This is a genomic window from Streptomyces sp. LaBMicrA B280 (assembly GCF_049222185.1).
GTDB lineage: Bacteria > Actinomycetota > Actinomycetes > Streptomycetales > Streptomycetaceae > Streptomyces > Streptomyces murinus.
Genome location: NZ_JBMJCT010000025.1, coordinates 35,658 through 57,708, shown reverse-complemented (window position 1 = coordinate 57,708; position 22,051 = coordinate 35,658). Strand labels below are relative to the sequence as shown.

Annotated in this window: 20 protein-coding genes and 1 pseudogene; 6 read left to right on the top strand and 15 right to left on the bottom strand. The window is 73.1% G+C overall.

Features of this window, described 5'->3' with window-relative positions; all coding sequences use genetic code 11:
- Window positions 1-427: 427 nt before the first annotated feature.
- On the top strand, window positions 428-1,051 hold the full coding sequence (locus ACLF5H_RS22500) for an SCO3374 family protein (protein ID WP_421677817.1): 624 nt from the start codon (window positions 428-430) through the stop codon (window positions 1,049-1,051).
- Window positions 1,052-1,094: 43 nt separating this feature from the next.
- Here the strand turns inward: ACLF5H_RS22500 and ACLF5H_RS22495 are convergent, their stop codons facing one another.
- The 10 genes from ACLF5H_RS22495 to ACLF5H_RS22450 form a co-directional block, all read right to left on the bottom strand.
- A complete protein-coding gene (locus ACLF5H_RS22495) occupies window positions 1,095-1,430 on the bottom strand; it encodes a histone-like nucleoid-structuring protein Lsr2 (protein ID WP_037660325.1) in 336 nt (111 codons plus the stop codon).
- 214 nt (window positions 1,431-1,644) lie between these two features.
- Window positions 1,645-2,178: an amino-acid N-acetyltransferase gene (locus tag ACLF5H_RS22490; protein ID WP_037660327.1), complete on the bottom strand. Its 534-nt coding sequence runs from the start codon at window positions 2,176-2,178 to the stop codon at window positions 1,645-1,647.
- A gap of 9 nt (window positions 2,179-2,187) precedes the next feature.
- Complete coding sequence (locus tag ACLF5H_RS22485; protein ID WP_421677844.1) at window positions 2,188-2,607, bottom strand: BlaI/MecI/CopY family transcriptional regulator; 420 nt, start codon at window positions 2,605-2,607, stop codon at window positions 2,188-2,190.
- A 159-nt stretch (window positions 2,608-2,766) separates the two neighbouring features.
- Window positions 2,767-2,946: a hypothetical protein gene (locus tag ACLF5H_RS22480; RefSeq protein WP_421677816.1), complete on the bottom strand. Its 180-nt coding sequence runs from the start codon at window positions 2,944-2,946 to the stop codon at window positions 2,767-2,769.
- Window positions 2,947-3,453: 507 nt separating this feature from the next.
- Window positions 3,454-4,059 carry a hypothetical protein gene (locus ACLF5H_RS22475; RefSeq protein WP_421677843.1) on the bottom strand — a complete coding sequence of 202 codons (606 nt, stop codon included), beginning with the start codon at window positions 4,057-4,059 and terminating at the stop codon, window positions 3,454-3,456.
- Between the two features lie 131 nt (window positions 4,060-4,190).
- Complete coding sequence (locus ACLF5H_RS22470) at window positions 4,191-4,988, bottom strand: type III pantothenate kinase (protein ID WP_421677815.1); 798 nt, start codon at window positions 4,986-4,988, stop codon at window positions 4,191-4,193.
- 5 nt (window positions 4,989-4,993) lie between these two features.
- The gene (gene nadC / locus ACLF5H_RS22465; protein ID WP_421677814.1) at window positions 4,994-5,971 is read right to left on the bottom strand and encodes a carboxylating nicotinate-nucleotide diphosphorylase; all 978 of its coding nucleotides are present in this window, start codon (window positions 5,969-5,971) and stop codon (window positions 4,994-4,996) included.
- A 5-nt stretch (window positions 5,972-5,976) separates the two neighbouring features.
- A complete protein-coding gene (locus ACLF5H_RS22460) occupies window positions 5,977-7,698 on the bottom strand; it encodes an L-aspartate oxidase (RefSeq protein WP_421677813.1) in 1,722 nt (573 codons plus the stop codon).
- Window positions 7,695-8,726 (bottom strand): pantoate--beta-alanine ligase, encoded by a 1,032-nt coding sequence (panC, locus tag ACLF5H_RS22455; RefSeq protein ID WP_421677812.1) that lies wholly within the window; start codon window positions 8,724-8,726, stop codon window positions 7,695-7,697. Before panC ends, ACLF5H_RS22460 begins: the two co-directional genes overlap by 4 nt.
- Complete coding sequence (locus ACLF5H_RS22450; protein WP_421677811.1) at window positions 8,723-9,769, bottom strand: Rossmann-like and DUF2520 domain-containing protein; 1,047 nt, start codon at window positions 9,767-9,769, stop codon at window positions 8,723-8,725. The genes panC and ACLF5H_RS22450 overlap by 4 nt, the downstream gene beginning before the upstream one ends.
- A 178-nt stretch (window positions 9,770-9,947) precedes the next feature.
- On the opposite strand from ACLF5H_RS22450, the gene ACLF5H_RS22445 reads away from it, so the two are divergent.
- A complete protein-coding gene (locus ACLF5H_RS22445; protein WP_421677810.1) occupies window positions 9,948-11,147 on the top strand; it encodes a threonine aldolase family protein in 1,200 nt (399 codons plus the stop codon).
- 55 nt (window positions 11,148-11,202) lie between these two features.
- Here ACLF5H_RS22445 and ACLF5H_RS22440 read toward each other — a convergent pair whose 3' ends face one another.
- Together ACLF5H_RS22440 and ACLF5H_RS22435 are read right to left on the bottom strand one after the other, a co-directional pair.
- Window positions 11,203-11,874, bottom strand: coding sequence for a response regulator (locus ACLF5H_RS22440; protein ID WP_421677809.1), 672 nt, complete (start codon window positions 11,872-11,874; stop codon window positions 11,203-11,205).
- 31 nt (window positions 11,875-11,905) lie between these two features.
- Complete coding sequence (locus tag ACLF5H_RS22435) at window positions 11,906-13,111, bottom strand: sensor histidine kinase (protein WP_421677808.1); 1,206 nt, start codon at window positions 13,109-13,111, stop codon at window positions 11,906-11,908.
- A gap of 118 nt (window positions 13,112-13,229) precedes the next feature.
- Between ACLF5H_RS22435 and ACLF5H_RS22430 the strand changes: the two genes are divergently transcribed.
- Complete coding sequence (locus ACLF5H_RS22430) at window positions 13,230-14,252, top strand: SAM-dependent methyltransferase (RefSeq protein WP_421677807.1); 1,023 nt, start codon at window positions 13,230-13,232, stop codon at window positions 14,250-14,252.
- Between the two features lie 27 nt (window positions 14,253-14,279).
- Here ACLF5H_RS22430 and ACLF5H_RS22425 read toward each other — a convergent pair whose 3' ends face one another.
- From ACLF5H_RS22425 to ACLF5H_RS22415, 3 genes are all read right to left on the bottom strand, one after another.
- A complete protein-coding gene (locus ACLF5H_RS22425) occupies window positions 14,280-15,431 on the bottom strand; it encodes an NADH-quinone oxidoreductase subunit D (protein WP_421677806.1) in 1,152 nt (383 codons plus the stop codon).
- Window positions 15,432-15,512: 81 nt separating this feature from the next.
- Complete coding sequence (locus ACLF5H_RS22420; RefSeq protein ID WP_421677805.1) at window positions 15,513-16,985, bottom strand: hypothetical protein; 1,473 nt, start codon at window positions 16,983-16,985, stop codon at window positions 15,513-15,515.
- A gap of 96 nt (window positions 16,986-17,081) precedes the next feature.
- Window positions 17,082-18,206 carry an alpha/beta hydrolase gene (locus ACLF5H_RS22415; RefSeq protein WP_421677804.1) on the bottom strand — a complete coding sequence of 375 codons (1,125 nt, stop codon included), beginning with the start codon at window positions 18,204-18,206 and terminating at the stop codon, window positions 17,082-17,084.
- Between the two features lie 226 nt (window positions 18,207-18,432).
- Between ACLF5H_RS22415 and ACLF5H_RS22410 the strand changes: the two genes are divergently transcribed.
- The 3 genes and pseudogenes from ACLF5H_RS22410 (at window position 18,433) to ACLF5H_RS22400 (ending at window position 21,798) form a co-directional block, all read left to right on the top strand.
- Window positions 18,433-20,247 carry a phosphatidylglycerol lysyltransferase domain-containing protein gene (locus ACLF5H_RS22410; RefSeq protein WP_421677803.1) on the top strand — a complete coding sequence of 605 codons (1,815 nt, stop codon included), beginning with the start codon at window positions 18,433-18,435 and terminating at the stop codon, window positions 20,245-20,247.
- A gap of 68 nt (window positions 20,248-20,315) precedes the next feature.
- Window positions 20,316-21,259 (top strand): annotated as a pseudogene (gene folP, locus ACLF5H_RS22405) (dihydropteroate synthase).
- Window positions 21,256-21,798: a nuclear transport factor 2 family protein gene (locus ACLF5H_RS22400; protein ID WP_421677802.1), complete on the top strand. Its 543-nt coding sequence runs from the start codon at window positions 21,256-21,258 to the stop codon at window positions 21,796-21,798. The pseudogene folP and the gene ACLF5H_RS22400 overlap by 4 nt, the downstream one beginning before the upstream one ends.
- Window positions 21,799-22,051: the final 253 nt, after the last annotated feature.

Here is a 22,051-nt window from a genome sequence, read left to right as displayed (position 1 = left end):
TAATCGCTCCTCAGAGCGGTCAGGCAGTGGGGGGAACTTCCCCTCCCTGTCCTTCCGCAGCTTAGTCCCGCAAGCGGGGACCGCTCATTCCAACTGCCGACACCGTCCTTGGCCTCCTGACCCCGAACGCCGACATCTGCTCCAACCCGATGGTGCGAGACGATGTTCCCGCAGGCCAGGCAGTTACCCCACTCGCCACTACGCCGATGGCGAACGGAAGACCGCCGCGCCCGCACGTCGCCCCCTCCCACTAGGCATGTCTTACCCGCAGGGACGGACACTCCATGCCGAGCGCACCCGTTCCCTCCGCTATGGGCGAACAACCTTGCGGCTCCCCGTACCGCCGGACGCATCCCCCTCCGGCACATTGTGCGATCAGAGGGACACTCAGCGTAACTTGCCGCCTGTCCCACCGGTTGCACCCGGCATGACTGGCACGGTCTCCACGACCTCCACGGTCCCCCTTCCGCGCCGCCCCGTCGAACCGGGGGCGCCCGGCGCGCGCGGACGGAGAGCGGGGCCCCGCTGCGAGGTGCGGCGCTGGTACGAGGACGAGCTGGGCTGGGCCACCGTGCCCGGCGCTCCGCCGGGGCTGCCGACCGGGCTGCGCTTCGACGTCCTGGACGTGCCGGCCGAGGCGGGCGCGCGGGCGCTGCGGCATCTCGCGCCGGGTTCGCCGGTGGCCCTGTGGGGCGACCGGATGCGGCTGCTGGTGGCCGCGGGCGGCGCGGAGGAGGTGCCGGGGCTGCTGGACTGGCTGGAGTGGAGCGCGGTGGCGCTCGATCTGCGGGTCCTGGGGGCGGGGGGCGTCATGGAGGCGCCGCTGCCGCCCGGCGGGCCGCGGCCGCCGTCCGGGAGCCCGAAGGGGGCCGCCGTATGGCTGCGGCCCCCTGGGCCGGGACACGAGGCCGATGCCTCGCTGCCCGTGATGCCGGGCATGGGACGCGAGGGGAGCGCCCCAGATCTCGTACGGCTGGTGGACACGGTGGCGTTGTGGTGTCACCGGGTCCGGCTGCGGCGGGAATGCGGCGGGGTGCCGGTCTCTCCGTAGTGCCGTACTGATTGTCGTACCGAAATTCGACCGATTCGGCTGATCAGCCGTTGGCCTTCTCGTACGCCTCGCGGATGGAGGCGGGGACACGACCGCGGTCGTTGACCTCCAGGCCGTTCTCCTTGGCCCAGGCGCGGATCGCCGCGGTGTCCTGGTTGCCGCTGGAGGCGGCGCGCGCCTTTCCACGTCCACCGGAGGCACGGCCACCGGTACGACGACCACCCTTGACATAAGGGTCGAGAAGGCCGCGCAGCTTGTCCGCATTGGCGGTCGTGAGATCGATCTCGTACGTCTTGCCGTCCAACGCGAACGTCACCGTCTCGTCCGCCTCGCCGCCGTCGAGGTCGTCGACAAGAAGGACCTGAACCTTCTGTGCCACCGGATTTCCTTTCATCGATAACGTTGAGGGTCAGGGTGCGCGCGTCCGCCCGTTTCGCCGCCCCTGTTATATGCAGTACTGCAGTACGTCGGAAAGCAAACCGCTTTTGCGGGAAAAACACAAACCCCTGGGAGAGGGCCGAGGAGGGCTCACGGGCCGGAAAGATGCGCGTTTCGGACATAGGGCACCGTGCATAGTCACCGGGCAAAGACGATCACAGATGCAGAAGCATCCGGCTGTTGCCCAAGGTGTTCGGTTTCACTCGTTCGAGTCCGAGGAACTCCGCGACGCCCTCGTCATAGGAACGCAGGAGCTCCGCGTAGACATCGGTGTCAACCGGCGTCTCCCCGATCTCGACGAAGCCGTGCTTCCCGAAGAAGTCGACTTCGAAGGTCAGGCAGAAAACCCGGCGAACACCGAGCCAACGCGCCGTGTGCAGCAACTTCTCCAGCAACTGATGGCCGACACCCGCGCCCTTGAGACCGGGCTTCACCGCGAGAGTGCGGACTTCCGCGAGGTCCTCCCACATGACATGCAGCGCGCCGCAGCCGACGACCTCGGCGTTGTCGTCCCGTTCCGCGACCCAGAACTCCTGGATGTCCTCGTAAAGCGTGACCGTGGCTTTGTCGAGCAGGATGCGGCCCTGGACGTAGGCGTCGAGGAGGTCGCGCACGGCCGGCACATCGCCGGTCCTGGCCCGGCGGACCGTGATGGCTTTTGCGGAGACTTCGGGACGCTCTGCGGACATGAGCGGACGCTATCGCCCGGTGGTGCCCTCCGCCGAGCCGGGGTTCTCCTGTTGCTCCGGTTGTGCGGGTCTCGGTTCCGCGGCTTCGGGGGCTTGCCGGGTTTCCGGTCCCTGGACGATGCGTACGGCGTCCTGAAGGGCCTGACGCTGTTCCTCGCTCATCATCCCGAAGAACGCGACGAGTGCGGCGGCGGGGTTGTCGCTCTGCGACCAGGCGTCGTTCATGAGAGCGGCGGCGTAGGCGGCGCGGGTGGAGACGGCCTCATATCGATAGGCCCGGCCTTCCGCCTCACGGCGGACCCAGCCCTTCTGATGGAGATTGTCCAAAACCGTCATCACGGTGGTGTACGCGATGGTGCGTTCCTGCTGGAGGTCTTCCAGGACTTCTCGAACGGTCACCGGGCGGTTCCACTTCCACACCCGCGTCATGACCGCGTCTTCGAGTTCTCCCAAGGGGCGAGGCACAACTCAGAACAATAGTGGGCGATCAGTGCAATGACGTGCCGGACGTGGCGGAACCTTGCGAACCGGGACAAAAAGGGCGAGCGCAGAGAAACTGGCCGCCGGTCACGAGCCCTCGGGTTCGGCTCAGACGTCGGTCGCGGCGGACCCGCCGCGCACCGCCTCGGCCCGCGCGATCGCGGCGTCGACGGCCGCGTCCTCCTTGGCCTTGGCCTCCCCGCTCTGGGTCTTCACGATGACCCGAACCACACCGATGAAGAACACGGCCATCACGACCGGGGGCACAAGCGCGGAGACATAGTCCATGCGACCAGAGTAGCCATGCCCTACCGGGCGAATCGGGCGGGGTGGGCCTAGGCCGAGCGGGGTGTCGGCCGCCGGAACGCCGACCAGTGCCGACCAGCGCCGACCAGCGGCGCGACTGCGGCCGAGAGCACCGGACCGTCCCGCCGGGCGGCGGGCACGGGGTGAGCCGATCAGAGTGACGGCCGTCGGCTGAACGCGCCGACGCGGACGCGGGGGCCGACGGCGGAGAGCCCCGCTGCCCGCAGGGCGCGGACGCCCCACAAGGCGCCCCCGCACGGGCCCGCCCCGAAAGGGCCCGTGCGGGGGAGTCCTGCTCTGCGGAGCGGCCCGAGGGGGGCGCTTGCCCCGTGCGGCGCGCGGCGGAGGCGGGGCGGCAGAGGCCGCTACCGCCCCGGCGGAGCCCTGCTTCGGCAGCCTCACGACGCCCGCCGGGAGCCGGGGCGGGATGCGGGTGCCCGGAGCGACACGGGCGCGGGGCGGGCCGGGGTGTACCCGTGCCCCTCCGTCTCAGCAGACCAGTTGGTGCGGTGGGGCCGGGGGCTTGCGGCGGGGGAAGACTTCGCCGGGGGTGGGGATGGGGCGCTTGGGGGCGGCGGGGTCGGGGCGTTCGGCGGGGGTCGGCTTCGGGGCGGGCTTGGGGGGCTGTTTGTCGGCGTCCTCCGACTGGCGGGCCGCGCCGCCCGACAGGGCCAGCAAACGCGTCCTCGCGGGCGGCACCGCCGGTGCCGGAACCCTGCGCGCGCCCTGGGCGAAGCGGGCCCGTACGTCCTGTTCCGCCAGCGCCTGGCAGCGTTCCAGCAGCGCCGCCGCCCTCGGGTTCCCGCGCAGCGCCCGCAGCGCCGCGAGATCGTCCGGCACCGGCCGGTACGCGGTGCCCAGCGCCTCCTCCAGCAGGGCGAAGTAGCCGGCCGCGGTACCGGGCAGCGCGGCCCGGTAGCGGTCCAGATCGGCCAGCAGGAAGGCGCGCAGTCTCACCCCCTCGTGGATCGCCTCGTCGAGCGACTCGGCGAGCCGGAGGCAGTCCTGGACGTCCTCGGCGGACGTGCGGCCGGGGTGAAGGGCGAGGGCGAGGGCGCGGCGGAGCACACGCAGCTCCTCCGCGCCGAACGCCATGCCGCCGCGGGATCCGTATGGCGTGGGCATGCGGCGACGCTACCGCTAATCGGACAAAAGTGACACAACGGGATGATGTGTCGCGGGGGTTTCCCTCTAAAGCCTCGGCGGGAGCCGAGGCTTCGGAAGGATCAGAGCCGCGGCATGTTCCGCTCGTACACCAGCCGCAGCCCGATCAGCGTCAGCCACGGCTGATGCTCGTCGATCACCGACGCCTCGCCGAGCACCATCGGCGCGAGCCCGCCCGTCGCGATCACCGTCACATCGTCCGGGTCGTCCGCCAGCTCGCGCGCCATCCGGCCCACCACCCCGTCGACCTGGCCCGCGAAGCCGTACACGATGCCCGCCTGCATGGCCTCGACCGTGTTCTTGCCGATCACGCTGCGCGGCCTGGCGACCTCGATCTTGCGCAGCTGGGCGCCCTTGACGCCCAGCGCGTCGACGGAGATCTCGATGCCGGGGGCGATGACACCGCCCACGTACTCACCGCGCGCGGAGATCGCGTCGAAGGTGGTCGCCGTACCGAAGTCGACCACGATCGCCGGACCGCCGTACATGTCCACCGCCGCGACCGAGTTGACGATGCGGTCGGCGCCGACCTCCTTGGGGTTGTCGGTGAGGATGGGCACGCCGGTCTTGACGCCCGGCTCGACCAGCACCGCGGGCACGTCGCCGTAGTAGCGGCGGGTGACCTCGCGCAGCTCGTGCAGGACCGAGGGGACGGTGGCGCAGATCGCTATCCCGTCGATGCCGTCGCCCAGTTCGTCGCCGAGCAGCGGGTGCATGCCCATCAGGCCCTGGAGCAGCACCGCCAGCTCGTCGGCGGTGCGCCGGGCGTCGGTGGAGATGCGCCAGTGCTCCACGATGTCCTCGCCGTCGAACAGGCCGAGGACGGTTTGCGTGTTGCCGACGTCGATCGTGAGCAGCATGACCGTTACTCCGCCTCCCGCAGGTCCAGGCCGATGTCCAGGATCGGCGAGGAGTGGGTGAGCGCGCCGACGGCGAGGAAGTCGACGCCCGTGTCGGCGTAGGCGCGCGCGGTCGCGAGCGTCAGGCGGCCGGAGGCCTCCAGGAGCGCCCGCCCGGCGACGATGCCGACGGCCTCCGCGCACTCGCCGGGCGTGAAGTTGTCCAGCAGGATCAGGTCGGCGCCCGCCTCCACGACCTCGCGCAGCTGGTGCAGCGTGTCGACCTCGACCTCGATCGGCACGTCCGGGAAGGACTCCCGTACGGCCTTGAACGCCGCGGCCACGCCGCCCGCGGCGACCACGTGGTTGTCCTTGACCAGGGCCGCGTCCGACAGGGACATGCGGTGGTTGACGCCGCCGCCCGCGCGGACCGCGAACTTCTCCAGGGCGCGCAGGCCCGGGGTCGTCTTGCGGGTGTCGCGGACCTTGGTCTTCGTGCCCTCCAGGGCGTCCGCCCACGCGCGCGTCGCGGTGGCGATGCCGGACAGCCGGCACAGCAGGTTCAGCGCGCCGCGCTCGGCGGTGAGCAGATCCTGGGTGCGGGTGGTGACGGACAGCAGCCGCTGCCCGGCCTCGACCCGGTCGCCGTCCTCCACATGCCGCTCGACCTCGAACTCGTCCGTGCAGACCACGGAGAGCACGGCCTCGGCGACGCGCAGCCCGGCCACGACGCCCGCCTCGCGCGCGGTGAAGTCACCGGTGGCCACGGCCTCCTCGGAGATGGTCGCGACCGTGGTCACGTCCACCCCGCCGGCCAGGTCCTCCTGGATGGCCACGGTGGCGATGTCCTCGACCTCGATCGGGTCGAGCCCGGCGGCGGCCAGCATCTCGGCGAGCACGGGGTCGAGCCCGCACTCCAGGTACTCCTCGTCGTGCTCCGCGCCGCAGCCGCAGCCGTCGCCGCAGCCGCCGGTCGTCACGAGGGGAAGGTCGTCGGTGCTCACGTCTGTCACTGCTCCTGTGGCGCTGGGTATGACCGGGTAGGGGGGAAGTCTGCGGTGTCGGTGGGGTGCACCGCCAGCGAACGGTCCGGGTCGAGCGTGACGACGATATGGCGCCGCCAGTGGGCGTCGTCGCGCTCGGCGTGGTCCTCGCGCCAGTGGCAGCCGCGGGTCTCCTCGCGCAGCCGGGCGGCGGCGACCAGGACGCGGGCCACGCACAGGAGGTTGGTGGCCTCCCAGCTGTCCACGCCGGGCTCGGCGGTCTTGCCGTGCACGTCCAGGGCGTCCCGGGCGTCCGTGTGCAGCCGCTGGAGCTGCTCGGCGGCCCCGGCGAGCGAGTCCGCGCCGCGCAGCACGCCCGCGCCCTGGGTCATGATCCGCTGGATGGCGAACCGGGACTCGGGGGCGAGCAGCGGGTGCGCGGGCTTGTCCGGGTGCGGTACCGGCTCGGGCACCCGCGCGCGCAGGCCGTCCGCGGCGCGCTCGGCGGCGATGTCCGCGGCGATCCGCTCGGCGTAGACCAGGCCCTCCAGGAGGGAGTTGGAGGCGAGCCGGTTGGCGCCGTGCACACCGGTGCAGGCGCACTCCCCGCTCGCGTACAGGCCCGGCACGGTGGTGCGGCCGTGGTCGTCGGTGCGCACGCCCCCGGAGGCGTAGTGGGCGGCCGGGGCGATCGGGATGGGCTCGGTGACCGGGTCGATGCCGTTGGCCCGGCAGGCGGCCAGGATGGTCGGGAAGCGGTGCTCCCACATCTCGGCGCCGAAGTGGCGGGCGTCGAGGAACATGTGCCCGGCGTCCTGCTCCTGCATCCGCCGCGTGATGGCCTTGGCGACGATGTCCCGGGGTGCCAGCTCGGCCAGTTCGTGCTGCCCGGCCATGAAGCGCACGCCGTCGGCGTCGACCAGATGGGCGCCCTCGCCGCGCACCGCCTCGGAGACCAGCGGCTGCTGGCCCTCCGCGTCGCTGCCGAGGAACAGCACGGTCGGGTGGAACTGCACGAACTCCAGGTCGCTGACCTCGGCGCCCGCGCGCAGCGCGAGGGCCACGCCGTCGCCGGTGGACACGGACGGGTTGGTGGTCGCGGCGAACACCTGGCCCATGCCGCCGGTGGCGAGGACCACCGCGGGGGCGTGCACGGCGCCCACGCCGTCGTGCTGGCCCTCCCCCATGACATGCAGGGTGACACCGGCCGTGCGGCCCTCGGCGTCCGTGAGCAGGTCCAGGACCAGCGCGTTCTCGATGGTGCGCAGTCCGCGTGCGCGGACCGCCTCGACCAGCGCCCGGGAGATCTCGGCGCCGGTGGCGTCGCCGCCCGCGTGCGCGATCCGGCGCCGGTGGTGGCCGCCCTCCCGGGTGAGCGCGAGGCCGCCCTCGGAGGACTCGTCGAAGTGCGCGCCGGTCTCGATGAGCCGTCGTACCGCGCCCGGGCCCTCGGTGACCAGGAGGCGTACGGCCGTCTCGTCGCACAGACCGGCGCCCGCCACCAGGGTGTCTTCCAGGTGCTGTTCGGGGGTGTCGCCCTCGCCGAGGGCAGCCGCGATGCCGCCCTGGGCCCAGCGGGTGGAGCCGTCGTCCAGGCGGGCCTTGGTGACGACCACCGTGGACAGCCCGGCGGCCTCGCAGCGCAGGGCGGCGGTCAGCCCGGCCACGCCGGAGCCGACGACGACCACGTCCGCGGCGATGGCCCAGCCGGGGGCGGGCGCGTGCAGTCGTATGCCGGTGCTGGTCACGAGGCGGCTCCGAGGGTGCCGAAGGTGAGCGGGAGGTTGTCGATCAGCCGGGTGGCGCCGACCCGGGCCGCGACGGCGAGGACCGCCTCGCCGGTGAACTCGTCGCCGATCTCGGTGAAGTCGGACGGGTCGACCAGGGCGAGGTAGTCCAGTTCGAGCGGCGGGTCGTAACGCGTCGCCTCGTCCAGGACCTGGCGGGCGGCGGCGCGGACGGCGGCCGGGCCGCCCGGGGCGGCGGTGGCCACCGCGTGCGCGTCGGACGTGTGCTCTTCCGATCTGTGCGCGTCGGCGGCCGCGCGGGACTCCCCTATCGCGCTCAGCGCCTCGGCGCGCGCCTGGGTGGCGGGCACTTCGAGGGCCCGCGCGCACAGCGCCTCCTGCGCGGCGTGCCGGTCGCGGCCGGCGAACAGGGCGCGGGAGAGCGCGAGCGCGGTGCGGCGCTCGTCGGGCGCCAGGAAGCGGTTGCGGCTGGACAGCGCGAGCCCGTCCTCCTCGCGTACGGTCGACACGCCGACGATCTCGATGCCGAAGTTCAGGTCCCGCACCATGCGCCGGATCAGGGCGAGTTGCTGGGCGTCCTTCTGGCCGTAGAGGGCGACGTCGGGGCGGGTGAGGTGGAGCAGCTTGGCGACGACGGTCAGCATGCCGTCGAAGTGGCCGGGCCGGGAGGAGCCCTCCAGGCGTTCGCCCATCGGGCCCGCGGTGACGCGGACCTGGGGGTCGCCGCCGGGGTAGACCTCGTCCACGGAGGGCGCGAACACGGCGTCGGCACCGGCCTGTTCGGCGATCTTCAGATCGGCTTCCAGGGTGCGCGGGTAGCGGTCCAGGTCCTCGCCCGCGCCGAACTGGAGCGGGTTGACGAAGACGGTGACGACGACCTCGCCGTCCGGGCCCGCGATCTCGCGCGCACAGCGGACGAGGGTGGCGTGGCCCTCGTGCAGTGCGCCCATGGTCATCACGACGGCGCGGCGGCCCTTGCGGGTGCGGGCGTGCAGCTCCTGGGCGGTGTGGAGCAGGGCGGTGGTCATCGGTCGTTCCCCTCGGTGCCGGACGGGCCGTCGGTGCCGTCGGTGCCGTCGGTGCCGTCGTTGTCGTCGTTGTCGTCGCTCTCGGTGCTCTCGGTGCTCTGGGTGCCGGGCGAGGCGTCCGGGCCCGGTGCGCCCGCGGCCGTGCCGTCGGCCAGCGCGCCGAGCAGGTCCTCGGCGAGTTCGGGCTTGAGCAGGCCGTGCGCGAGGGCGCGGTCGGCGGTGGCGCGGGCCATCGCGACATACCCCGCGACGGCCGCCGGGGCGTGCTTGCGCAGCTCGACGAGGTGCGCGGCGACGGTGCCCGCGTCGCCGCGCGCGACCGGCCCGGTCAGGGCCGCGTCCCCGGAGCGCAGGGCGTTGTCCAGGGCCGCGCCGAGCAGCGGGCCGAGCATCCGGTCGGGGGCCTCGACACCGGCCGTGCGCAGCAGCTCCATGGCCTGGGCGACCAGGGTGACCAGATGGTTGGCGCCGAGCGCGAGGGCCGCGTGGTACAGCGGGCGGTTCTCCTCGCTGATCCACTCCGGCTCGCCGCCCATCTCGATCACCAGCGCCTGGGCGGCCAGGCGCAGCTCCTCGGGCGCGGTGACGCCGAAGGAGCAGCCCGCGAGGCGCTGGACGTCGACGGCGGTGCCGGTGAAGGTCATCGCGGGGTGCAGGGCGAGCGGCAGGGCACCGGCCCGCAGGGCGGGGTCGAGGACCTTGGCGCCGTACCGCCCCGAGGTGTGCACGAGCAGCTGCCCCGGCCGTACGGCACCGGTCTCGGCGAGGCCGGTGACCAGGGCGGGCAGCACATCGTCAGGGACGGTGAGCAGCACCAGGTCGGCGCGCTGGAGGACCTCGGCGGGCGGGACCAGGGGCACGCCCGGGAGGAGGGCCTCGGCGCGCCTGCGGGAGGCGTCGGAGACACCGGAGACGGCCACCGGGCGATGCCCGGCGAGCTGGAGGGACGCGGCCAGCGCGGGGCCCACCCGGCCGGCGCCCACGACGCCGACGGTGAGCCGCGCGGGGCGGTCCCGGTGGTCTTGCTGGTGGACTGTGCTCACGCGACGACGGCCTTCCCGTTCCAGTCCGCTTCGGGTACCGGACGATGTACCGGACGATTTCTCGTCATGTTAACGCTATCTCGGTCCGCCGCCGACCGGTTGTCCACAGGCTGTGGGTTTCACCACCCCCGAAGGCGGGCCGCGGAAATCCCGGTGCCCCGGACGGCCCCGGCGCGGCATGATCCCGGGCATGACGGAGACATCTGGGCAGGACGCGGCAGCCACGACCGGGGAGCGGGCGGAGCCCACGGCCAGGGAGCGGTGGGCGGCCGTACGACGGCGGGGCGCCCGCCGGCTGAGCCGCGCGGCCGCGGGCGACTCGCTCCGCGAACGCCTCGCCGACCTCTCGGAGGCGGGCGCTGAGGTCTACGACCTGGACGAGCCGGCCGACGTCTACGGCAACCGGATCGTCGCCGACCTGGAGGAGCGGGTCGCCGCGCTGCTGGGCACCGAGGACGCCGCGTTCTTCCCGTCGGGCACGATGGCCCAGCAGGTGGCGCTGCGCTGCTGGGCGGGCCGCACCGGCGACCCGGCGGTGGCCCTGCACCCCCTCGCCCACCCCGAGATGCACGAGCGCAAGGCCCTCAGCCAGGTCAGCGGGCTGCGGCCGGTGCACGTGGGCAGCGGGACCAGCCAGCCGACGGCGGCGGAGATACGCGGCCTGGCGGAGCCCTTCGGCGCGCTGATGCTCGAACTGCCGCTGCGGGACGCCGGTTTCGTGCTGCCCACCTGGGAGGAGCTGACCGAGCTGGTCGAGGCGGCGCGGGAGCGGGACGCGGTGGTGCACCTCGACGGCGCGCGCCTGTGGGAGTGCACCGAGCACTTCGGGCGCCCCCTGGCGGAGATCGCGGGCCTGGCCGACAGCGTCTACGTGTCGTTCTACAAGTCCCTCGACGGCCTCGGCGGCGCCGCGCTCGCCGGGCCGCGCACCCTGGTCGAGGAGGCGCGGACCTGGCGGCACCGGTACGGCGGGCAGATCTTCCAGCAGTTCCCGACCGCGCTGTCCGCGCTGATCGGCCTGGAGCGGGCGCTGCCCCGGCTGCCCGAGTACGTCCGCCACGCGCGCGTGGTCGCCGCCGCGCTGCGCGAGGGGTTCGCCGAGGCGGGACTCCCCTGGGCGCGGGTGCACCCGGAGGTGCCGCACACCCATGAGTTCCAGGTCTGGCTGCCCTACGAGCCCGAGGCGGTGGCCGAGGCGGCGCTGCGGCAGGCCGAGGAGACCTTGGTGGCCCTCTTCCCGGGCCACTGGTCGGGCGCCGCGGGGCCCGGCATGGCCTGCACCGAGATGTCCGTGCAGGCGCCCGGCCTGGAGTGGACGGCGGAGGAAGTACGGGCCGCCGTACGGGACTTCGTACGACGGCTGCCGGGGCGGGAGTGAGGCGGAGGGCGCCGGGGGGTTTAACGGGTGCGTGCCGGTGAAGCGCGGCCGCGGCTCAGCGGTGGCCGCCGGCCCGCACCAGCCCGGTCTCGTAGGCCAGCACCACCACCTGCACCCGGTCCCGCAGCCCCAGCTTGGTGAGGATGCGGCCCACATGGGTCTTCACGGTCGCCTCGGACAGCACCAGCCGGGCCGCGATCTCCCCGTTCGACAGGCCCTGCGCGACCAGCACCATCACCTCGCGCTCCCGCTCGGTGAGCCGCTCCAGCTCCTTGTGCTTGGGGTCGCGGCCACCGGAGGGCAGCATCGGCGCGAACCGGTCCAGCAGGCGGCGCGTGGTGGAGGGCGCCACCACCGCGTCGCCGCTGTGCACGGCGCGGATGGCGGCCAGCAGCTCACCGGGCGGCACGTCCTTGAGCATGAAGCCGGACGCGCCCGCCTTCAGCCCGGAGAAGGCGTACTCGTCCAGGTCGAAGGTGGTCAGGATCAGCACCTTGGGCGGGTCGGGCTGCTCGCAGATGCGCCGGGTGGCCTCCACGCCGTCGAGCTTGGGCATACGGACGTCCATCAGGACGACGTCGACCTTGGTGGAGCGCAGCGCCTCCAGGGCCTCGACGCCGTCGCCCGCCTCGGCGACGACCTCCATGTCCGGCTGGGCGGCGAGCACCATCCCGAACCCGGTGCGCAGCAGCACCTGGTCGTCGACGAGCATCACGCGGATCGTCATCGGGGTCCTTCTTCCATCCGTCGTCGGTGACTCAGTGCGCCGGTTTGAGCGGCAGAAGGGCGCTGATACGGAACCCTCCGCCGGGACGCGGCCCGGCGTCCAGGGTGCCGCCGACCATGCCGACGCGCTCGCGCATCCCGATCAGACCGTGCCCCCGGCCGTCGGCGCCGCCCTCCTCGTACAGCTCCTGCGGGGCGCCCTTGCCGTCGTCCTCCACGAGCAGGCCCAGGCCGTCGTCGAAGTAGACCAGACGCACACTCGCACCCGTGTTCGGCCCGCCGTGCTTGCGGGTGTTGGTGAGCGCCTCCTGCACGATCCGGTACGCGGTCAGCTCCACCCCGCTGGGCAGCGGGCGGGGGGTGCCCTCCACCTCGAAGTCGACGGGGAGGCCGGAGCGGCGGCACTGCTCGATCAGCTCGTCGATCTGCCCGACATCGGGCTGCGGGACGTACTCCCCGCCCTCCTGGTGCTCACCGGTGCGCAGCACGCCCAGCAGGCGGCGCATCTCGGCGAGGGCCTGCCGGCCGGTCGAGGAGATCGTCTCCAGGGCCTTCCTGGCCTGGTCGGGGGCGGCGTCCAGGACGTAGGCGGCGCCGTCGGCCTGGACCACCATCACGGACACGTTGTGCGCGACGACGTCGTGCAGTTCCCGGGCGATCCGGGCGCGCTCGGCGGCGACCGCGACCTTCGACTGCGCCTCGCGCTCCTTCTCCAGGCGGGCCGCGCGCTCCTCCAGCTGGGCGAAGTAGGCGCGCCGGGTGCGCATGGAGTCGCCGAGCACCCAGGCGAGCGCGAACGGCACGGTCTGGAAGACCACGATGGCGATCCGACCGAGGAAACTGGAGTGCTCCGCAGGCCAGCGCAGCTGTGCCATGCTCGCGGCGCAGAAACTGGCGACCAGGGCGAGCCGGGAGGCCCAGCGCGTGCCCATGGTGGCGACCGTGTAGGCGATCACCAGCAGGGCGAAGTCGGCGACGGTCGTCTCCACGTCCAGCACCAGCTGGGCGAGTCCGGTGGCGAGCGCGAGCAGCAGCATCGGCTCCGGGAACCTGCGGCGCAGCGCGACGACGACGCACAGCACGGCGGAGACCGCGATCGCCGCGGTGAGCGAGCCCCGATGGGTGGGCGTCCCCTGGAGGTTGGCCTCGCTCAGCACCGACAGCCCGAACAGGACGACGGCCCAGAAGGAGTCGACCCCGGTCGGGTGGCGGCGGAGGAAGTCGTAGAGGCGCTGCACGTAACCCAGAGTAGGGAAACGGAATGCCCGACCGGGTCAACCGGAGGGCCGATCCGGGCCCGGCGGACGTACTCCCCAAGGTGGAGGAGATGATCATCTGTGGGCCTACCCTGGTGCCGTGACGCAGGAGACGCGGGGGCAGCGGCGGGACCCGTCCGGGAGCCCGCGCGGCTGGCGGGCGGCGGCCCAGGAGGCCCTGTACGGCCCCGCCGGCTTCTACCGGCGCCCGGAGGGGCCCGCCGGGCACTTCCGTACGTCCGTGCACGCCTCACGGCTCTTCGCGGGGGCCGTGGCGGAGCTGCTCCAGCGGGTCGACACGGCGCTGGGACGGCCCGCGGCGCTGGACTTCGTGGACATGGCCGCCGGACGGGGCGAGCTGGTCGCCGGGGTGCTCGCCGCGCTGCCGCCGGAAGTGGCGGCGCGCGTGCGGCCGTACGCCGTCGAGATCGCCGGCCGCCCCGACGGCCTGGACGAACGCGTCGGCTGGCGCGACGAGCCCCCGGCGGAGATCACCGGGCTGCTGTTCGCCAACGAGTGGCTGGACAACGTGCCCGTCGACGTGGCCGAGACGGACCCGTCGGGCGTGCCCCGGTACGTGCTCGTCGGCGCCGACGGCACCGAGCGCCCGGGCGACCCGGTGACCGGCGCGGACGCGGACTGGCTGGCGCGCTGGTGGCCGCTGGGCGCCGCGGAGGGGGCGCGGGCGGAGATCGGGCTCCGCGACCGGGCGTGGGCGGCGGCCGCGGGCCGGGTGGCGCGCGGGCTCGCGGTGGCCGTGGACTACGCCCACACCGCCGACGCGCGCCCCCCGTTCGGTACCCTCACCGGCTTCCGCGCGGGCCGCGAGACGACGCCGGTACCGGACGGGACCTGCGACATCACGGCCCATGTCGCCCTGGACGCGTGCGCGGCGGCGGACGGGCGCCCGGACCCCGCGCGCCTGCTGACCCAGCGCGTCGCCCTGAGCGCCCTCGGCATCACCGGCGTGCGCCCCCCGCTGGCGCTCGCCTCCACCGACCCCGCCGCCTATGTGCGCGCCCTCGCGAGCGCCGGGGAGGCCGCCGAACTCACCGCCCGGGGCGGCCTCGGCGACTTCGGCTGGCTGCTCCGGGCGGTCGGCATCCCGGACCCGCTGGCCTGAGCCGGGCCCCGGCCATGGCGATGCCGCCTACTTGTCGATGTCGCCGACCACGAAGAACAGCGAGCCCAGGATCGCCACCATGTCCGCCACCAGCGTCCCGGGCAGCAGCTCGGTCAGCGCCTGGATGTTGTTGTACGACGCCGAGCGCAGCTTGAGCCGGTACGGGGTCTTCTCGCCCTTGCTGACCAGGTAGTAGCCGTTGATGCCGAGCGGGTTCTCGGTCCAGGCGTACGTATGGCCCTCGGGCGCCTTCAGCACCTTCGGCAGCCGCTGGTTGATCGGTCCGGGCGCCAGCTGGGCGATCCGGTCAAGGCAGGCGTCCGCGAGGTCCAGCGCGTTGTGCGTCTGCGCCAGCAGCACCTCGAAGCGGGCCAGGCAGTCGCCCTCGCTCCGGGTGACGACCTCCAGCGTGTCCTGGAGCTCGCCGTACGCCAGATACGGCTCGTCACGGCGCAGGTCGAAGTCGACGCCCGAGCCGCGTGCGATGGGCCCGCTGACCCCGTAGGCGTGCACCGCCTCGGGAGCGAGCACGCCGACCCCGCGCGTACGCCCCCGGAAGATCTCGTTGCCGAGCACCAGGTCGTCGAAGACGTCCATGCGCGAGCGCACCGCCGCGACGGCGGCCCGGGCGCGTGTCGTCCACCCGGCGGGCAGATCCTCCTTGAGGCCGCCGACGCGGTTGAACATGTAGTGCATGCGCCCGCCGGAGACCTCCTCCATGACGTTCTGGAGCACCTCGCGCTCGCGGAAAGCGTAGAACACCGGGGTGATCCCGCCCAGTTCCAGCGGGTAGGAGCCGAGGAACATCAGGTGGTTGAGCACCCGGTTCAGCTCGGCGAGCAGGGTGCGCGTCCACACCGCGCGCTCGGGCACCTCCATGCCGAGCATCCGCTCCACGGCGAGGACCACGCCCAGCTCGTTCGAGAACGCCGACAGCCAGTCGTGGCGGTTGGCCAGCATGATGATCTGCCGGTAGTCCCGGGCCTCGAAGAGTTTCTCGGCGCCGCGGTGCATATAGCCGATCACCGGCTCGGCCCGCACGATGCGCTCGCCGTCCAGCACCAGCCTGAGCCGCAGCACGCCGTGCGTGGACGGGTGCTGGGGCCCGATGTTGAGCACCATGTCGGTGCTCTCCGCGGCACCGCCGATCCCGACCGTGGTCTGCGTCGTAGGACTCATGCCCCCAGTTTCCCCCATGCCGAAACGCGCGAGGGCCCGGCTCCCCGTGCGGGAGCCGGGCCCTGGGCGGGACGCGCGTCGTCAGGAGGCCGCGCTGCGCAGCCCCTGGATGTCGATCACCTCGGTCTCGTCGTGCGCCGTCAGGTCGATGACCTGGCCGACACCGCGCGCGCTGTCGTCGGCGGGCTTGAACTCCGCCTCCGCCTCCGCCTTGTGCACGGCCAGCGCCTCCTGGCCGACGACATCGGCCAGGTCCTCGTTCTGCACGGCGTCCAGCGCGGCCTTCGGCGTCGCCTTCTGCGTGCCGAAGAAGTCGAAACCACCCTCGGCCAGCGGGCGCCGCACGGGCGACGCCGGTACGACGGCCACGGCGGTCGGCACGGTGAAGTGCCCGGTGGACGTCCGGCCTGCGGGGGTCTCGGGGGCGGCGGAGGCCATGGGGGGTTCAGGGGCCTCGGGAGTCTCGGGGGTCTCGGGGGTCTCGGGGCCGTTCGGGGATCCGGTGGCCTCCGGCGCGGCGGGCTCGGCGGCCGTCGCGTGCCCGTCGGCCGCCGGCGGCCGGTCCTGCGCCGCCGCTTCACCGCCCGGCAGGTCCTGCCCGGTCTCGGCACCCTCGGCGTTCTCGACGTTCTCGGCACCCGAGGGCCCCTCGGCCACCGGCGTGTCCTCGCCTTCCGGCACGGCCTCGGCCTCGGTCTCGGTCTCGGTCTCGGCCTCAGAGGCCGTCTCGGCCCCGGCCTCGTCCCGCCCGGCTATGTCTCCCTCGGCGCCGTCCCCTTTGGCACCGGCCTCGTCCTCGCCCACCGTCTCGGACCCGGTCGCGGAAGCGGACTCGGTGGCGGCGGTGGCGGACTCGGCGGCGGTGAAGGGCTTCGCGCGCTCGGCGCTCCCCGCCGAATCCCGCTCGAACGCGGCGAGGGCCCGCAGCGCCTGCCCGTACAGCTTGGCGCCCCCGGCCGAGAAGACGTCGTACGCCTTCTCCGTCTCCCCGCCCTCGGCGGTGTCCGGCCCGGCGCTCCGCGCGGGCGGCAGCGCCGGGGAGGCCGCACGGGAGGGCAGCGAGGGCGCCGTACGCCCAGCCGGCTCCAGCGCGGGCGCCCCCGACTCGATCTCCAGCAGGCGGCGCCCCTCCAGGGCGCTGGCGCGCTCGGTCTCCGCGGTGGCGTAGCGGCGCAGCAGGGCGGCGTGCTCATTGCGCAGGCCCGCCAGTTCGCTGCGCTTGGCGCGCAGCCGCTGCTCCAGCTTGCCGCGCAGTTCGCGCGACTCCTCCAGGTCGGCCTCCAGCTCGGCGACCCGTTCCTCGAAGCGCCATTCGTCACCGGCGCGGGCGCGGGTGAGGTCGGCGACCTGTTTGCCCGCGTGGATGTCCCAGCGGCGCATCACGAACGCGCCGGCGAGGGCGGTCGCCGCGGCGGCCCCGGCCAGCGCGCGCAGGATCGCGGCCTCGGAGAACACCCAGGGACCCAGCGCGCACACGACGGAGACGCCGGCGATCGCGGAGGGAGGCAACAGCCGGTGCAGAGGCGGGGAATGGCGGTGGCGTCCACGTGGCATGGCCAGAAACTTACCGCGCGTAGGCGAACGATGGGCCCCCGCCCCGCAAAAACACGGCCACACCGCGCGCTTCACAGGGCGTCAGGATCGAAACGCTCAGTGCGAGACAAGCCGGGCGCCGAGCCACTGGAGCGCCGCCGGGATCTCCCGGCGCCAGGTGTTGAAGTTGTGGCCACCGCTCGGGAGGATGATCGAAGAAATCCTGGTCACGTTCGTGTCCTGCACGTTCTTGATGAACCGAAGCGTGTCCTTGTAGTTGTGCTCACCGATTTTGCTGCTGGTGACGAGCAGTGACGTCTCCGGGGCCGACTGGTGCTTGAGCATCCAGAAGAGGTTGGCACGATCGCGCAGGTTCTTGTCACCGTGGAACAGGTCACCGGTGGTCGCGTCGATGGGCGCCTTGTAGTACGGCGACAGGCCCACGGCGGCGCCGTACGACTTCGGGTGGTGCATGGCGATCTTCAGCGCGCAGTACCCGCCGGTCGAGTCGCCGATGATGCCCCAGCTCGCGGGCGTGGCGTCCACCCGGTAGCGGCTCATCACGGACTCGCGCAGGTCCTTGGCGAAGAACGTCTCCGTCTTCGGGCCCCCGGGCACGTCCACGCACTCGGTGTCCCGCGGCGGCGCCACGGACGGACGCAGCATCACCAGGATCATCGGCTGCATCTTGCCGCCCTTGGCGAGGCGTTGCGCCGTGCTCGGGTAGTTCAGCTTGTCCACCAGCGCCTGCGCGGTGCCGGGGTAACCGGTCAGCACGACCGCGACCGGGAACTTGCGGTTGCGCCCGCCCGCCTGGAAGTACTCCGGCGGCAGGTACACGAACGCCGGCGCCGCGATCTTCGTCGTACGGCCCAGGATGTCGATCTTCTGCACCTGCCCGGCCACCTGCGGCACCCCGCTGCTCACCCCCGGCACCCGCGAGGCGGAGACCACCCGGACCGGACTGGCGGCGCCGTCCGCTATGTGGTCGACGACCACGCCCTGGCCGTCCTCCTGCCCGAACAGGTCCGCCCAGGTCGCGTAGAAACCGAACGCCTGGTTGGCGGCGAGGCCCACCGAGGCGAACACCGCGACCTGGGTGGCGAGCAGCAGCCCGACCCGCCCGCTGACGGCCCGCCAGTGCTGCCGGGCCAGGCGCGGCCACAGCCACACCGTGCCCGCGAACAGCACCACGGCGAACATGATCGCCAGCAGCAGCACCTTGTTGCTCGTGAGACCCATGGACTGTTCCTGCCTGCGCTCCAGGCCCGTCGCTCGCCCACGCTTCGTCGCGTGGGTTTGCCCAGGGCTTTCCTCGGCCTTTGGCCCGACTTTCCGGTGGGGAGTGAACCTCTCTCCCCAAGACACCGTCCTAGAGGGCGCAATGTCACCGGATGCCCGATCGGGCCCGGGTTCAAGGTCTCTCGCAGAACTACGGGATGCGATGTCTGTCAGGATAGATGGGGAAATGTCGGGCGGGGTTCCGGGCCGATCAAGCCGGGCGCGGCGCATACTGCGCGGCCCGCGCCCCGAGGCCGTTCCCGGCCTGGTCGGCAGGGCGGTCGCCCTCGTCGGGCTCCTGGACATCGCCGCCGGGGTCTTCCCGCGCTTCCGGCACAGCCGTATGCACGCCCTCGCCGAGGTGCTGCCCGGATCCTTCGGGCCCTTCGCGGCAGCGCTCTCGCTGAGCGCCGGTGTGCTGTTGCTGCTGCTCGCGCACGGACTCAGGCGGCGCAAGCGCCGGGCATGGCGGGCCGCGGTCGCGCTGCTGCCGGCCGGCGCGGTGGCCCAACTGGCCTACCGGCACTCGCTGGTCGGCCTGCTGATCACGATCGTGCTGCTGGTACCGCTGGTGTGGCACCGCCGGGAGTTCGCGGCCCTGCCCGACCCGCGCAGCCGCTGGCGGGCGCTCGCCAACTTCGTGCTGATGAGCGCCGGTTCACTGGTTCTCGGGCTGGTCATCGTCAGCGTCCACCCGCACCGCACCGTGGGCGACCCGAGCCTGGCCGACCGGCTCACCCATGTCGTCTACGGCCTGTTCGGCTTCGAGGGCCCGGTCGACTACCAGGGCGCGACCTCCTGGACCGTCGCCTTCTCGCTCGGCGCCCTCGGCTGGCTCACCGCCGTCACCACGATCTACCTGGCCTTCCGCCCCGAGCACCCGGCCGCCCGGCTCACCGAGGACGACGAGGTCAAACTGCGGGAGCTGCTGGTCAAGCACGGCCGCCGCGACTCCCTCGGCCACTTCGCGCTGCGCCGTGACAAGGCGGTCGTCTTCTCGCCCAGCGGCAAGGCGGCCGTCACCTACCGCGTCATCTCCGGCGTGATGCTCGCCAGCGGCGACCCCATCGGCGACGTCGAGGCCTGGCCGGGCGCCATCGAGCGCTTCATGGACGAGGCCAAGGCGCACTCCTGGACCCCCGCGGTCGTGGGCTGCTCGGAGACCGGAGGCGAGGTGTGGACCCGCGAGACCGGCCTGGACGCCCTGGAACTGGGCGACGAGGCGGTGGTGGACGTGGCGGATTTCTCGCTGGCCGGGCGCGCCATGCGCAACGTCCGGCAGATGGTCAAGCGCATCGAGCGGGCCGGCTACGAAACCCGGGTACGGCGTATCTCTGACCTCGGCGACGCGGAACTGGAGCGCGTCCGGCGGGCCGCCGAGGACTGGCGCGGCACCGACACCGAGCGCGGCTTCTCCATGGCCCTGGGCCGCATCGGCGACCCGTCCGACGGCGACTGCCTCATAGCCACCGCCCACAAGGCCGACGAGGAGGCGGGCGAGTACGGCGACCTGAAGGCGATCCTGCACTTCGTGCCCTGGGGCACGGACGGCGCCTCGCTCGATCTGATGCGCCGCGACCGCAGCGCCGACCCCGGCATGAACGAACTGCTGATCGTGGCCGCCCTCCAGGCCGCCCCCAAGTTCGGCATCACCCGGGTCTCGCTGAACTTCGCCATGTTCCGCTCCGCCCTCGCGCGCGGCGAGAAGATCGGCGCGGGCCCGGTGCTGCGCGCCTGGCGCGGGCTGCTGGTGTTCCTCTCGCGCTGGTTCCAGATCGAGTCGCTGTACAAGTTCAACGCGAAGTTCCAGCCGCGCTGGGAGCCGCGCTTCATCGTCTACCGCGCCACCAGCGACCTGCCCCGCATCGGCTTCGCCACCATGCAGGCCGAGGGCTTCGTCAACCTGGCCCTGCCGCTGCCCCGCTTCCTGCGCCGCCGGCGCTCGGCCGCCGAACGCGCGTGCGCCCACACGGTGACCGAACGGGACGCCCGTGCGGCGTGATCACCCTTCCCGGCGCCGCCCCGTCCCTCCGGGCCGTGGCGGCGTCGCCCGGGGCCTACGCTGAACGTATGAACAACCACAGCGGGCGCGGCCGAGTGGCGGGCCTTCCGGCACGGGACCGGTGCGCGGTCATGGGGGTCGTGAACGTCACCCCCGATTCCTTCTCCGACGGCGGCCGCTGGTTCGACACCACCGCGGCCGTCAAGCACGGCCTCGACCTGGTCGCCCAGGGCGCCGACCTGGTGGACGTGGGCGGCGAGTCCACCCGCCCGGGCGCCACCCGGGTGGACGAGGACGAGGAGCTGCGGCGGGTCGTCCCGGTCGTGCGCGGACTCGCCTCCGAGGGCGTCGTGGTCTCCGTCGACACCATGCGCGCCTCGGTCGCGGCCCGGTCCCTCGAAGCCGGCGCGGCCCTCGTCAACGACGTCAGCGGCGGGCTCGCCGACCCGGAGATGATCCCGGTCGTCGCCGACGCCGGCGCCCCCTTCGTCGTCATGCACTGGCGCGGCTTCCTTGAGGGCCCCGCCGTCCGCGGGGTTTACGACGACGTCGTCGGCGAAGTCGTCGACGAACTGCGCGCCCAGGTGGACGCCGTACTGGCCGGCGGCATCGCGCCCGACCGGATCGTGGTCGACCCGGGCCTCGGCTTCTCCAAGGAGGTCGAGCACGACCTCGCCCTCCTCGCCCACCTCGACCGGCTGACCGCCCTCGGCCACCCCCTGCTGGTGGCCGCCTCCCGCAAGCGGTTCCTCGGCCGGGTCCTCGCCGGGCCCGAGGGCGCGCCCCCGCCCGCCCGGGAGCGCGACGCCGCCACCGCCGCCGTCTCCGCGCTCGCGGGCGTGCTGACCGGAAAGTACCGGCACGGCACGCCCGCGGACTCGCGCTCGCGGCGCAGGCCGGCGCCTGGGCCGTACGCGTCCACGAGGTGCGCGCCACCGCCGACGCCGTACGGGTCGCGCGCGCGGTCGAGGGTGCCCGGACGACGGACCGTACGACGGACGGAGCCCGGTGAGCGCCCCGCACACCGACGTCGAACAGGTCGAAGCCGCCAACACCGCCTTCTACGAGGCCCTGGAACGCGGCGACTTCGAGGAGGTCTCGGCCCTCTGGCTCACCCCCGCCGACCTGGGCGTGGACGAGGAGTACCACGACCCCGCGGACAGCGGCGTGATCTCCTGCGTGCACCCCGGCTGGCCGGTGCTCACCGGGCGCGGCGAGGTCCTCAGGTCGTACGCCCTGATCATGGCGAACACCGACTACATCCAGTTCTTCCTCACCGACGTCCATGTCTCCGTCACCGGCGACACCGCGCTGGTGACCTGCACCGAGAACATCCTCAGCGGCGGCCCCGCCCCCGCGGAGGGCGACGAACTCGGGCCGCTGGTCGGCCAGCTCGTCGTCGCCACCAATGTGTTCCGGCGCACACCCGAGGGCTGGAAGCTCTGGTCGCACCACGCCTCCCCCGTGCTCGCCGAGTCCGACGACGATGACGCCGAGGGCGACGACGACGGCACGAGCGGCCTGAATCCGGGCGACGGTCCGCTCGGCTGAGCGAGCGGGACGCGGGCGGGAAACAGGCGGAAACAGGCGGGAACAGGCCGGAAAAAGGGCGGTCGGCCGGGCGGTTCCCGGAAGTGGTTGGAATCACCTACCCCGGGGTATGAGCGGCTACCAGCCCCGACGGGACCGCGTTCACCGGGGAAAACGGGCGGTGCGCCCGGCCGCGCCCGGCCGCGCCCGCGCCCCTGGGGCCCGGCGCTGTCGGTGCCCGCAGGTAGATTCGTGTGCGACCGGTGTCTCGCAC

Coding starts and splice junctions, on each gene's coding strand:
- ACLF5H_RS22445 (WP_421677810.1), top strand. CDS start 9,948: ATGATCCCGGGCATGACGGAGACATCTGGGCAGGACGCGGCAGCCACG.
- panC (WP_421677812.1), bottom strand. CDS start 8,726: ATGACCACCGCCCTGCTCCACACCGCCCAGGAGCTGCACGCCCGCACC.
- ACLF5H_RS22425 (WP_421677806.1), bottom strand. CDS start 15,431: ATGAGTCCTACGACGCAGACCACGGTCGGGATCGGCGGTGCCGCGGAG.
- ACLF5H_RS22420 (WP_421677805.1), bottom strand. CDS start 16,985: ATGCCACGTGGACGCCACCGCCATTCCCCGCCTCTGCACCGGCTGTTG.
- ACLF5H_RS22480 (WP_421677816.1), bottom strand. CDS start 2,946: ATGGACTATGTCTCCGCGCTTGTGCCCCCGGTCGTGATGGCCGTGTTC.
- ACLF5H_RS22500 (WP_421677817.1), top strand. CDS start 428: ATGACTGGCACGGTCTCCACGACCTCCACGGTCCCCCTTCCGCGCCGC.
- ACLF5H_RS22410 (WP_421677803.1), top strand. CDS start 18,433: ATGTCGGGCGGGGTTCCGGGCCGATCAAGCCGGGCGCGGCGCATACTG.
- ACLF5H_RS22440 (WP_421677809.1), bottom strand. CDS start 11,874: ATGACGATCCGCGTGATGCTCGTCGACGACCAGGTGCTGCTGCGCACC.
- ACLF5H_RS22415 (WP_421677804.1), bottom strand. CDS start 18,206: ATGGGTCTCACGAGCAACAAGGTGCTGCTGCTGGCGATCATGTTCGCC.
- ACLF5H_RS22485 (WP_421677844.1), bottom strand. CDS start 2,607: ATGACGCGGGTGTGGAAGTGGAACCGCCCGGTGACCGTTCGAGAAGTC.
- ACLF5H_RS22475 (WP_421677843.1), bottom strand. CDS start 4,059: ATGGCGTTCGGCGCGGAGGAGCTGCGTGTGCTCCGCCGCGCCCTCGCC.
- ACLF5H_RS22490 (WP_037660327.1), bottom strand. CDS start 2,178: ATGTCCGCAGAGCGTCCCGAAGTCTCCGCAAAAGCCATCACGGTCCGC.
- ACLF5H_RS22470 (WP_421677815.1), bottom strand. CDS start 4,988: ATGCTGCTCACGATCGACGTCGGCAACACGCAAACCGTCCTCGGCCTG.